10 protein-coding genes are annotated in these 11,605 nt (G+C 64.9%); 7 read left to right on the forward strand and 3 right to left on the reverse strand.

Features of this window, described 5'->3' with window-relative positions; all coding sequences use genetic code 11:
• Positions 1–47: 47 nt before the first annotated feature.
• The 7 genes from P6U25_RS24810 to P6U25_RS24840 all read left to right on the forward strand — a co-directional run bounded on the left by P6U25_RS24810 (position 48) and on the right by P6U25_RS24840 (position 8,887).
• The gene (locus P6U25_RS24810; RefSeq protein WP_407147389.1) at positions 48–1,922 is read left to right on the forward strand and encodes a methylmalonyl-CoA mutase family protein; all 1,875 of its coding nucleotides are present in this window, start codon (positions 48–50) and stop codon (positions 1,920–1,922) included.
• A complete protein-coding gene (locus tag P6U25_RS24815) occupies positions 1,919–2,389 on the forward strand; it encodes a GFA family protein (RefSeq protein ID WP_407147390.1) in 471 nt (156 codons plus the stop codon). The genes P6U25_RS24810 and P6U25_RS24815 overlap by 4 nt, the downstream gene beginning before the upstream one ends.
• A 39-nt stretch (positions 2,390–2,428) precedes the next feature.
• Positions 2,429–4,585 (forward strand): methylmalonyl-CoA mutase, encoded by a 2,157-nt coding sequence (scpA, locus tag P6U25_RS24820; RefSeq protein ID WP_407147391.1) that lies wholly within the window; start codon positions 2,429–2,431, stop codon positions 4,583–4,585.
• Between the two features lie 39 nt (positions 4,586–4,624).
• The gene (locus P6U25_RS24825; RefSeq protein WP_407147392.1) at positions 4,625–5,422 is read left to right on the forward strand and encodes an RsiV family protein; all 798 of its coding nucleotides are present in this window, start codon (positions 4,625–4,627) and stop codon (positions 5,420–5,422) included.
• A 312-nt stretch (positions 5,423–5,734) separates the two neighbouring features.
• Complete coding sequence (gene meaB / locus P6U25_RS24830) at positions 5,735–6,727, forward strand: methylmalonyl Co-A mutase-associated GTPase MeaB (protein ID WP_407147393.1); 993 nt, start codon at positions 5,735–5,737, stop codon at positions 6,725–6,727.
• Complete coding sequence (locus P6U25_RS24835; RefSeq protein WP_407147394.1) at positions 6,724–7,380, forward strand: pyroglutamyl-peptidase I; 657 nt, start codon at positions 6,724–6,726, stop codon at positions 7,378–7,380. Before meaB ends, P6U25_RS24835 begins: the two co-directional genes overlap by 4 nt.
• Before the next feature lie 136 nt (positions 7,381–7,516).
• Complete coding sequence (locus P6U25_RS24840) at positions 7,517–8,887, forward strand: TIGR03808 family TAT-translocated repetitive protein (RefSeq protein ID WP_407147395.1); 1,371 nt, start codon at positions 7,517–7,519, stop codon at positions 8,885–8,887.
• Positions 8,888–8,890: 3 nt separating this feature from the next.
• On the opposite strand, the gene P6U25_RS24845 is transcribed toward P6U25_RS24840, so the two are convergent.
• The 3 genes from P6U25_RS24845 to P6U25_RS24855 all read right to left on the reverse strand — a co-directional run bounded on the left by P6U25_RS24845 (position 8,891) and on the right by P6U25_RS24855 (position 11,472).
• A complete protein-coding gene (locus P6U25_RS24845) occupies positions 8,891–9,370 on the reverse strand; it encodes a TIGR03809 family protein (protein ID WP_407147396.1) in 480 nt (159 codons plus the stop codon).
• Positions 9,371–10,126: 756 nt separating this feature from the next.
• Complete coding sequence (locus P6U25_RS24850; protein WP_407147397.1) at positions 10,127–10,906, reverse strand: hypothetical protein; 780 nt, start codon at positions 10,904–10,906, stop codon at positions 10,127–10,129.
• Positions 10,903–11,472, reverse strand: a complete 570-nt coding sequence (locus P6U25_RS24855; RefSeq protein ID WP_407147398.1) for a sigma-70 family RNA polymerase sigma factor — start codon at positions 11,470–11,472, stop codon at positions 10,903–10,905. The genes P6U25_RS24850 and P6U25_RS24855 overlap by 4 nt, the downstream gene beginning before the upstream one ends.
• Between the last annotated feature and the right edge of the window lie 133 nt (positions 11,473–11,605).

Below are 11,605 nucleotides of genomic sequence, written 5' to 3' on the forward strand. Positions count from 1 at the left end.
CAAATCAGGAGGCCCCGCGCGGGGCCGGCGAAGGACATTTTGGGCGGATGACGACCACGACTGACGATTTGCGGCTGGCAGCGGATTTTCCACCGGCGACGTATGAGGACTGGCGGAAGCTGGTCGACGGCGTGCTGAAGGGCGCGCCGTTCGAGAAGCTGGTCGGCAAGACCTATGACGGCCTGAAGATCGATCCGATCTATCGCCGCGCCACCAACACCGGCCCGATCGCTGGCCGTGCCGCCGCGGCCCCCTGGCGGATCCTGCAACGGGTCGACCATCCCGATGCCGCACAGGCCAATGCGCAGGCGCTGCACGATCTCGAGAACGGTGCGACCGGCCTCGAATTCGAATTTGCAGGTGGTCCCGGCGCGCGCGGCTTCGGCCTCGCCGACGCCAGCAAGCAGACACTGGCCAAAGTTTGCGACGGCATCCATCTGGATGCCGGCATCATGATCGCGCTGAACCCGGTGATTGGGCGCGAGAACGCCGGCGAGACGTTTGCCGACGTCGTGGAAGCCCGCAAGATCGATCCGGCCAAGCTCGACCTTCACTTCAACTATCAGGCGGTCAGCACGGTCGCGGTGCGGGGCGCCGCGGCTGCCGCCTGGGCAGATTACGAGAAGCCGTTCGGCAAGGTCGTCGGCGGGCTGATCAAGCGCGGCTTCAAGGGACCGTTCGTGCTTGCCGATGGCCGTCCGGTTCACGACGCCGGCGGCTCCGACGTGCAGGAGCTCGCCTTCACGCTGGCGGTGGCGCTCGCCTATCTGCGCATGCTGGAAGCCGCCGGCATCGACCTCGATGCGGCGCGCGCCGCGATCTCGTTCCGCCTCTGCGCCGACGCCGATCAGTTCCTGACGCTGGCGAAATTCCGCGCGCTGCGGCGGCTGTGGGCGCGGGTCGAGCAGGCGTGTGGGCTTGCACCGAAGCCGATTTTCGTCAACGCGCAGACCGCCTGGCGGATGCTGACCAAGCGCGACGCCAATGTGAACATGCTGCGCGCGACCATGGCGACGTTTGCAGCCGGCCTCGGCGGCGCAAATGCGGTCACCGTGCTGCCGCATACATTGGCGCTTGGTTTGCCCGACGAATTCGCCCGGCGCGTCGCGCGCAACACCCAGCTTGTCCTGCTCGAGGAATCCAACCTCGCGAAAGTCTCGGATCCCGCAGCCGGTTCCGGCGGCATCGAAACACTGACGTCGCAGCTTTGTGAAACGGCGTGGGCACTGTTCCAGGAGATCGAGAAAGCGGGCGGCATCTTCCCTGCCCTCCAGCAAGGCCTGATCCAGGACAGGGTCGCCGCGACCCGCGTGGCGCGCGAAGCCAACGTCGCGAAGCGCCGCGACGTGCTGACCGGCGCCAGCGAGTTCCCGAACCTGCACGAGGCCGAGATCGCAGTGCTGGACGTGAAACCTGCGGCGCCGATGGTTTCGGCCGATGCGACGATCAAGTTCGACGCGCTGGCGCCGATGCGCCTTGCCGAACCGTTCGAAGCGCTACGCGACAGGTCGGACGCGGCGCTGAAGGCTAACGGTACGCGGCCGAGGATTTTCCTGGCTAATCTCGGCACAGCCGCTGATTTCACCGCGCGCGCCAGTTTTGCCAGGAGCTTCTTCGAAACCGGCGGCATCGAGGCCATCGACAGCGAGGGCTTTGCCGACGCGGCGGCGCTGGCTAAGGCCTTCAAGGCCTCTGGCGTGGCCATGGCCTGTGTCTGCTCCTCGGACAAGGTCTACGCCGACCGCGCTGCCGACGCCGCCAGGGCCCTTCACGGCGCCGGAGCGAAGCATATCTATTTGGCTGGGCGGCCCGGCAACCAGGAAGCGGCGTTGCGGGCGGCCGGCATTGGTGAGTTCGTCTTCGCCGGCGGTGACGCGTTGGCGACATTGCGCGACGCTTATCGGCGGATGGAGCAAGCATGACGGCTGAGACACCGGCGAAAACCGTTCTGACTGGCGGCTGCCAATGCGGCGCCGTCCGCTTTGCCGTATCGGCGGCACCAACCCGGATCAGTATCTGCCACTGCCGGATGTGCCAAAAAGCCTCCGGCGCGCCGTTTGCGTCCTTCGCCGACATCGACAAGCAGGACTTCGCCTGGACCCGCGGTAAGCCTGCCGCATTCAAGTCGTCGTCAATCGCCGAGCGCGACTTCTGCGCGGCGTGCGGCACACCCTTGAGCTTCCGCCGCATCGACGGGCCGCGGATCGAGATCATGACCGGCGCCTTCGACCGGCCTGACCGGGTGGTGCCGACGCAGCAATTTGGAACCGAGTCCCGGCTCGGCTGGGTGGTCGGTATCGCCAATCTGCCGAGCCACACGACGATGGAGAATTACGGACCGGAGAAGATGGCGACCATCGTCAGCCACCAGCATCCGGACCATGATTGAGGGACGTCGCAAGATCGTCCGAGTGATATGATGGACAACATGAGCCGCATACCAAACTTCGCCGATATCGCTTTTGAGAAGGTCGGCAGCGCAGTGCCCGCAGCGAATGCCGAGCCGTGGCTGACGCCCGAGGGCATCCCGGTCAAATCGGTCTACAGCGAGGCCGATCTCGACGGCATCGACTTCCTCGAGACCTGGCCCGGGATCGCGCCCTATCTGCGCGGCCCCTACCCGACCATGTATGTCAACCAGCCCTGGACCATCCGGCAATATGCCGGCTTCTCCACGGCGGAGGATTCCAACGCCTTCTACCGCCGCAACCTCGCGGCCGGACAGAAGGGCCTGTCGGTGGCGTTCGATCTCGCCACCCACCGCGGCTACGACTCTGATCATCCGCGGGTCTCCGGCGACGTCGGCATGGCCGGTGTTGCGATCGATTCCATCTACGACATGCGCACGCTGTTCGCTGGCATCCCGCTCGACCAGATGAGCGTGTCGATGACCATGAACGGCGCCGTGCTGCCGATCCTCGCGCTGTTCGTGATCGCCGCCGAGGAACAGGGCGTGCCGCCGGAGAAGCTGTCGGGCACCATTCAGAACGACATTCTGAAAGAGTTCATGGTGCGCAACACCTATATCTATCCGCCTCTGCCTTCGATGCGGATCATCTCCGACATCTTCGCCTATACCTCGCAGCGGATGCCGAAGTTCAACTCGATCTCGATTTCCGGCTACCACATGCAGGAGGCCGGCGCGACGCAGGACCTCGAACTCGCTTACACGCTCGCCGACGGCGTCGAATATCTGCGGGCGGGTCTCGCCGCAGGCCTCGACGTCGACCGCTTCGCGCCGCGGCTGTCGTTCTTCTGGGCGATCGGCATGAACTTCTTCATGGAAGTCGCCAAGATGCGCGCCGCGCGGCTGTTGTGGGCCAAGCTGCTCAAGCCGTTCAACCCTAGGGATCCGCGCTCGCTGTCGCTGCGCACGCACTGCCAGACTTCAGGCTGGTCCCTGACCGCGCAGGACGTCTTCAACAACGTGATGCGCACCACGATCGAGGCAATGGCGGCGACCCAAGGCCACACCCAGTCGCTGCACACCAACGCGCTCGACGAAGCGCTGGCGCTGCCGACCGATTTCTCGGCGCGCATCGCCCGCAACACGCAGTTGTTCCTGCAACAGGAGAGCGGCACCAACCGCATCATCGATCCCTGGGGCGGCTCCTACTATGTCGAGCGGCTGACCCGCGATCTCGCCGCGAAGGCCTGGGGCCATATCCAGGAAGTCGAAGCGCTGGGCGGCATGGCGAAGGCGATCGAGGCCGGCGTGCCGAAGCTCCGCATCGAGGAGGCCTCTGCCAAGACCCAGGCGCGGATCGATGCCGGGCGTCAGGCGGTGATCGGCGTCAACAAGTACAAGCCGGAGAACGAGAAATCGATCGACGTGCTGAAGGTGGAGAATTCCACCGTGCGGCGGCTGCAGATCGACAAGCTCGCTCGGCTCAAGAAGGAGCGCAACCAGAAGGACGTCGACGCGGCGCTTTCGGCGCTCACCCGCGCGGCTGGCGAAGGCAACGGCAACCTGCTGGCGCTGGCGATCGATGCGGCACGGGCGAAGGCGACCGTCGGCGAGATTTCGGACGCGATGGAGAAGGTGTTCGGCCGGCACCGCGCCGAGATCAAGTCGATCACCGGCGTCTACAAGCGAGAGGCAGCGACCATGTCCAACAAGGTCGAGAAGGTTCAGACGCTGATCGACGCCTTTGAGGAAGCCGAGGGCCGCCGCCCGCGTATCCTGGTGGCGAAGATCGGGCAGGACGGCCATGACCGCGGCCAGAAGGTGATCGCATCGGCCTTCGCCGATGTCGGCTTCGACGTCGATATCGGACCGCTGTTTGCAACCGCCGACGAAGCCGCCCGCCAGGCGGTCGAGAACGACGTGCACATTCTCGGCGTCTCGTCGCTTGCGGCCGCGCACCTCACGGCGGTGCCGGAGCTGAAGGCCGCGCTGAAGAAGCACGGTCGCGACGACATCATGATCATCGTCGGCGGCGTGGTGCCGCCGCAGGATTACGATGCGCTGTACAAGGCCGGCGCCGAGGCGATCTACCCGCCCGGCACAATGATCTCGGATGCCGCCGAGGAGCTGATCCGCAAGCTCAACGCCCGGCTCGGTCACAGCGAGGCGGCAGAGTAGCTCTGCTGCCGCCCTCTCTCCCCTCCGAATGGAGTCTCCATGCGCGCCGCTCGCATCACGACGCCTGTCCGCATCCTGTGTCTTGCCGGCGTGCTTGCCTGCCTCAGCCTTGCCGTGCGCGCCGATGATCCCAAGCCGGATGCGTCGGTCAAGAATACAAGCATTGAGGCCAGCGTCTATCTCGACGACAGGATCAAGGCAGATGCGGCGCTGGCCGCCGATTGCCTGGCTGAAGGCCGGAAATGGATCGACAAAAATGCGGCGGAGGCGGCTGCCGCCCGCAAGGAGGAGCCGGAGTTCTTCAAGGACCGCGGCGGCTGGTCGTTCGAGCGGAAATATTCCGTGCGCTCCGTGGTCGATAATCGCTACATCAGCGTGGTGCGCGACGACTATATGGACACGCACGGCGCGCATCCGAACTCCGACGTCAACACCATCCTGTGGGACTCCGCCGAGAAGAAGCGCATCAGCATCCGTCCCTTCTTCACCGAGACGTCAGACAATGGCCCGACTCTGACGGCAATGCGGAAGGCCATCGTCAGCGCGTTGAACGCGGAGAAGAAGAAGCGCGGCGCGAGCGAGACAGCAACGGCCGAGTGGTACAAGGAGCTCAAGCCGACGCTGCTGAAGATCGGCGCCGTGACGCTGGCGCCGTCGACGGATGCCGGCAAGAGCTCGGGCCTCACCTTCCATTATCCACCCTATGCCGTCGGCCCCTATGCCGAAGGCCAATATGCCGTCTTCGTGCCGTGGGAGACGCTGAAGCCCTATCTCACGCCGGAAGGTACAAGGATTTTTGCGGGCGCGCGGCCGAAGGGAGATGAGGAAGAGCAATAGGCGTCCTCGGCAAGTCTCGCCGGCGCCGGCGCGCGTTCCCTCGCCTGCAATGGCCAACCGTTATAAACTAAACGAGATGACCCTACTCCGAATCGAGCGGCGGACTCCGCTTCACCTCGCCCCGCGTGCGGGGAGAGGTCGGAACGTATCGTTAGATGCGTTCCGGGTGAGGGGGAGTCTCCACAAACGCAGCTATCGCCGAGTATGCGGAGACGGCCCCTCACCCCAACCCTCTTCCCCTAAGAACTGGGAGAGGGAGCGCAGCGCCGCAGCGGCCACTATTCGACCTCATCTCTTCAGGCTCTCAGGACCATGACCGCATCGAAGCCTGCCTCTCCCGACATCCACGCCCTCGCCGGCGACCTTCGCGCCGGCCAGCGCGCGGCGCTGGCGCGAGCGATCACGCTGGTGGAGAGCCGCCGCAGCGATCACCAGGCCGCCGCGCGCGACCTGGTGCAGGCCCTGCTGCCCGACACCGGCAAGGCGGCGCGGGTTGGCATCACCGGCTCGCCCGGCGTCGGCAAGTCCACCACCATCGATGCCCTCGGCATGTTCCTGATCGAGCATGGTCACAAGGTCGCGGTGCTGGCGGTCGATCCTTCCTCGGCGCGCACCGGCGGCTCGATCCTCGGCGACAAGACCCGGATGGCCCGGCTTGCGGCCTCCGACCAGGCGTTTATCCGGCCCTCGCCTGCCTCGGGCACGCTCGGCGGCGTCGCGGCGAAAACCCGCGAGGCGATGCTGTTGTGCGAGGCCGCCGGCTTCGACGTGGTGCTGGTCGAAACCGTCGGCATCGGCCAGTCCGAGACCGCAGTCTGCGACATGACCGACTTCTTCCTGGCGCTGATGCTGCCGGGCGCTGGCGACGAATTGCAGGGCATCAAGAAGGGCCTCGTCGAGCTCGCCGACATGATCGCGATCAACAAGGCCGACGGCGATAACATCAAGCGCGCCAACCTCGCTGCGGCTGAATATCGCAGCGCGCTACACATCCTCGCGCCCCGCTCCGAGCATTGGCATCCGCCGGTTGAAACCTATTCGGCGCTGTCGGGCACCGGCCTCGACAAATTGTGGAGGAAGATCCTGGAGCATCGCACCGCGATGACGGCCTCCGGCGAGTTCGCCAGCCGGCGCCGCGAACAGCAGGTGAAGTGGATGTGGTCGATCTTCGAGACCCGGATGATGGCGCGGCTGCGCGCCGACGCCGCGATCCGCGCAAAGGTCAAGAAGACAGAGGGCGACGTCGCCGACGGCCGCATCGCTCCCGCAGTCGCGGCCGAACGGATCGCCGAGATGCTGAGGTGAAGGAGGGCTTGCGCATCCTTATCACCGGCTTCGGACCGTTTCCGGGTGCGCCGTTCAACCCGACCATGGCACTGGTGAAGCGGCTAACCGAGCTGCGCCGCCCCGCCTTCGACGACATCGCGCGGACGAGCCACATCTTCGATGTGACCTATGCGACGGTCGATCGCGAATTGCCGGAGTTGCTCGCAACCCATCGCCCGCAGGCGCTGTTGATGTTCGGGCTTGCCGGCCGCACCGGCTATCTGCGGATCGAAACCCGCGTCCGCAACGCGGTGACCACGCGCTTTCCCGATGCCGGCCGCCAACACGCGCGCAAGGGATCGATCGCCGACGGCGCCGATGCGCGCATGTTCGGGCCGCATTCCGAGAACCTGCTACGCGCCGCGCGCGCGACCGGCATCGATGCGCGCCTGTCACGCGATGCCGGCAGCTACCTCTGCAACTATCTGAGCTGGCGCGCAATCGAGGCCGTAGATCGCGACAATGGCGTCCGCCTCGCGCAATTCGTCCACGTTCCGCCGCTCGCCCATGACGGAACGGCCGCGCGCGACATCTCGACCATCACGCTCGAACAGCTCGTCGATGCCGGCGAGGCCCTGCTGATGGAGCTGGTGAAACTGACTCGGCAGGCCACCCTCACCGGCACGCATTGATCGCTGCACCGGAGGTTAACCCTACCGCCAACAATCGGCCCGCTGCGGCGGCGTGTTCACCATGCGTCTGCGCATTTCGCGTTACCTATCGGACGCGAACATCACCGCTCGCGAACTCTTGCGAGGGCCACGCAGCATGGACGTCAACCGCCGTCATCTGATCGGAGCATCTGCCTTCGGCGCCGCCGGCGCGCTTGCGATGTCGCCGGATGCCGCGCGCGCGGCGCCAGCGATTGGCTCGCTCGGCCGCGATGTCACGCAATATGGCGTTCGCCCCGGCAGTCCCGACGATCAAACCCGAAGCCTGCAGCGCGCCATCGATGAGGCCGCACGCGCCCTGGTGCCACTGGCGTTCCCTCCCGGCGTCTACCGCACCGGCCTCTTGCGACTTGCGCCCGGCAGCCAGTTGATCGGCGTGCGCGGCGCGAGCCGGCTCGCCTTCACTGGCGGCGCGTCGATGCTCTCCGGTGAAGGCGCCGACGGTGCCGGTCTCACCGGTCTGGTCCTCGACGGCGGCAACATCCCGCTGCCGACCCGGCGCGGCCTGGTGCATTGCCTGGCCGGCCGCGACATCCGCATCAGGGATTGCGAATTCAAAGGCAGCGGCGGCAATGGCATCTGGTTCGAGCAGGTATCGGGCGACGTCAGCAACAACGTCTTCACCGACATCGCGACCACCGCGCTGGTCTCGTTCGATGCGCTGGGCCTGTTCGTCGCGCGCAACACGATCAAGGGCGCCAACGACAACGGCATCGAGATCCTGCGCACCGCGATCGGCGACGACGGCACCATCGTCACCGACAATCGCATCGAGGACATCAAGGCCGGCCCCGGCGGCTCGGGCCAGTACGGCAACGCCATCAACGCCTTCCGCGCCGGCAACGTGATCGTGCGCGGCAATCGCATCAAGAATTGCGACTATTCGGCGGTGCGCGGCAATTCGGCCTCCAACATCCATATCACCGACAACAGCGTCAGCGATGTCCGCGAGGTCGCGCTCTACTCGGAATTCTCCTTCGAGGCCGCCGTCATCGCCAACAACACGGTCGACGGCGCCGCGGTCGGCGTCTCCGTGTGCAACTTCAACGAAGGCGGCCGCATCGCAGTGGTCCAGGGCAACATCATCCGGAATCTGGTCCCGAAACGTCCGATCGGCACCGCGCCCGACGATGATGCAGGCATCGGCATTTATGTCGAGGCCGATACCTCCGTCACCGGCAACGTGGTCGAGAACGCCCCCTCGTTCGGGATCATCGCCGGCTGGGGCAAGTATCTGCGCGACGTCGCGATCACCGGCAACGTCATCCGCAACGCCTTCGTCGGCGTCGGCGTCTCCGTCGTGCCCGGCGCAGGCACCGCGCTGATCAACAACAACATGATCTCGGAAACGCCGCGTGGCGCGGTGGTCGGCCTCGATCACGCCCGCGCCGTGACGACGGACCTGTCAGCCGGCGGGGCCCAGCAATATGCGCAACTGATGGTCGGCTCCAACGCCGTGCGGCGCTAGGCGCTAGAACGAATTGCGCAGCAACGGGTAGCGTGCCTGGATCGCGTTGAGATCGAGCACCGGCGGCGCCGGCATTTCGAGCGGCGGCGCGTCGGTCACGGCGGGCGCCTCCTCCATCACCTCGGCGGCCGTCTCGAGCGCAGCCGTCATGGCTGTCATCGTGGAGTCCGCGAAGGTCAAGACCTCCGGCTCGCGTTCCGCCGGCAGGGTGAGGCGCGGCGGCAATTTCGAGCGCCCGCGGCCGAGCCACGACAGATCGATCGGCGAGTTGTCGAGCGAGGCTTCGCGCGACAGGAGCTCGCGCCAGATGTCGACGGCCGCTCTGGCTTCCCTGATATTTTCGAGAAAACTCTCCTCGGTGTGGTAGCGGCGCCAGCGCCCGGTCTCGAACAGCTCGGTAAGGTGTTCCAGCCGTTGCTCGGCAAGGTTGCACCAGCGCGCAACGATCTCGTGACCTCTGGCCACGTCGGTCCGATGTGTCATTCAATTTGCCCGTAAGCAGAGAAAACGGACGCAGACGCAACCGAACCGAATCAACTGGACGTGACAGAGATATTCTGTGGAAAAGGTAAATAAAGTCTAACTAAATTCTTAATTGGAGAACGCCGACGAGGGAAGTCCGCTCCACTACGGAGTTTCTCGCCCTGCCCTTGGTCGAGTCATGAGATCGCATGATGACGATAAGCGGCGCCTCTCGGATGCGTTGGGCTTCCGAGGAGAGTGCGGCTGGCCGATCCACAGCGATCGTCGCTCGCCGCGATGTCTCATCATTGATGGCGGTAGAATCGCCATCTGCATCCGACCAGTCATCGCACGGCGCAAACCCCAGAAATGGAAGACCCGTCCGGGGGGACAACCGGACGGGTCAAAGCCATATGGGCGCTTGGGGTGGATGGGCGCTCGCGCCTGATATAGCCGGGGAGGGATAACCGCTCCCACAGAGATAAGTCGTGACAGGAACGTCGACGTTCAAACCCCGGGCGATCTTTTTTACTTTTTGGTCCCGGGGTTCCGCTGCATCAGCCGGCGCGTACAGCGCCAAAATCCTGCGAAGCAGCTTGATTTTGCACCGTTTGCAGCGGATTTGTCGGATGCCATCGATGGCGTTGCGACATTCGGCGCGCGGACTCACGGAAGTGTTATTGAAAGCCGCAAGACCGTCGGCGGCTGCGACGGAATCGCACAGACTTCCCTGCCCGTGGTTGGGGATTGACGTGCGGCCCACTACAAGACTGACAACTACGGCGCTTCGGCCGCGTAGCTGACGATCTTCTCCTTCTGCAGCCTGGTAATCAGCGCCGCGACGTCGCCCTGCGACATCGCACGGTTGCCGAACTGCAGGCGAAATAGCCCACCCTTGGCGCCGTCGACGATCGAGGCCTGATAGCTGTCAAGCAACGCGCTGATGTCTGCGACCCTGGCATCCGGCGTGAAGCGCACCAGCACACGCGACGAGGCGGCTACCGGGGCAGCGGACAGATCCCGGGTCAAGGGCGCGCTGCGCTCGGCCATCTGCGGTGGCGCTGGCGCCGGGTTGGAGAGGTCACGGGTCACCTGCGCGCCACGCTCGGTCTCGTCGAGTGACGCTGTCTGAAATGACGTCGGCTGACTCCGCATCAGCACCGTGCCGATCACACCTGCCTGCAACAGCACCAGGATCGCACCGAGGGCGGACGACCAAGCCAGCGTCCGCGGCGACAATTTCGCGAAGAACTCGGAGATGCCGGTCGACATGCGCGACACCATCGACGGCTGCCGCTTCGGCTCGGCATCGATCGCCGCAAACAGGTTCTGCATGGCGCGCATCGAAGGCGCACCGAGGCTCTCATTCAGGCGAATGGTCTCGGCATATTCCTCGCGGACCAAGGCATATTGCCTGGCCAGTTCCGGATCGCGGGCGAGCGCCTCCTCGACACGGCGCGCGTCGCGCGCGTTCAGCGTGCCGGCCGCGTGCCAGGGCAGCAGCAACTCGATATCGCCCGGCTCCTGATCCAGCACCTTTCTGTTCGCTGCCATCATGGCCAACCTCGCTCGATGCCGGCTACCTTCAGCAACTCGGCAAGTTTCTTGCGTGCGTAGAACAAACGCGTCTTCACCGTGTTCTGCGGAATGCCGACGATTTCAGCGACGTCTTCCACGGATTTCTCGTGATAATAGACAAGATCGACGATCTCCCGGTGCTCCGCTGAAAGTGCCGCCAAGCACTTGCGCAACGCTTCACCGGTATCCTTCTTCTGCACCACCGTTTCCGGATCGTCGGACGTATCCTCGATCGCGTTCGCGGCCTCATCGTCCAGTTCGGCGTCTTTCCTGCGCCGCAGCGCGGACAACGCCTTGAACCGGGTAATCGCCAGGAGCCAGGTTGAAACGGCGGATCGACCCTCGAACTTGCCGGCCTGACGCCACACGTCCAAGAACACCTCACCGATGAGGTCTTCCGCCACCTGTTCGTCCCGCACGAGCCGAAGCCCGAAACGATACACCCTCACATGGTGCCGTCCGTACAGCACCTGCATGGCGAGCCGGTCGCCTTGAGCGATCCTGGCGATCAGAAGCTCGTCTGAAGCCGCCTGTGTCGCGCTCAATGGCCGTCTCGCAAAATTGGTCTGAGGGGGGTGGCCCGCGGTTCGACGCGCAAGCCAAGATTCTTCACATTACGGCAATGCTCGAATTGCATGTGTGATCTACACCACTGACGATCTTCCAATTGCAAAAAAA

The sequence above is a fragment of the Bradyrhizobium sp. ORS 86 genome (assembly GCF_045571475.1).
Lineage (GTDB): Bacteria > Pseudomonadota > Alphaproteobacteria > Rhizobiales > Xanthobacteraceae > Bradyrhizobium.

Excerpts from the sequence above, each read along its gene's own strand:
- P6U25_RS24845 (WP_407147396.1), bottom strand. The coding sequence starts at position 9,370 with ATGACACATCGGACCGACGTGGCCAGAGGTCACGAGATCGTTGCGCGC.
- scpA (WP_407147391.1), top strand. The coding sequence starts at position 2,429 with ATGAGCCGCATACCAAACTTCGCCGATATCGCTTTTGAGAAGGTCGGC.
- P6U25_RS24840 (WP_407147395.1), top strand. The coding sequence starts at position 7,517 with ATGGACGTCAACCGCCGTCATCTGATCGGAGCATCTGCCTTCGGCGCC.
- P6U25_RS24815 (WP_407147390.1), top strand. The coding sequence starts at position 1,919 with ATGACGGCTGAGACACCGGCGAAAACCGTTCTGACTGGCGGCTGCCAA.
- P6U25_RS24825 (WP_407147392.1), top strand. The coding sequence starts at position 4,625 with ATGCGCGCCGCTCGCATCACGACGCCTGTCCGCATCCTGTGTCTTGCC.
- meaB (WP_407147393.1), top strand. The coding sequence starts at position 5,735 with ATGACCGCATCGAAGCCTGCCTCTCCCGACATCCACGCCCTCGCCGGC.
- P6U25_RS24850 (WP_407147397.1), bottom strand. The coding sequence starts at position 10,906 with ATGATGGCAGCGAACAGAAAGGTGCTGGATCAGGAGCCGGGCGATATC.
- P6U25_RS24810 (WP_407147389.1), top strand. The coding sequence starts at position 48 with ATGACGACCACGACTGACGATTTGCGGCTGGCAGCGGATTTTCCACCG.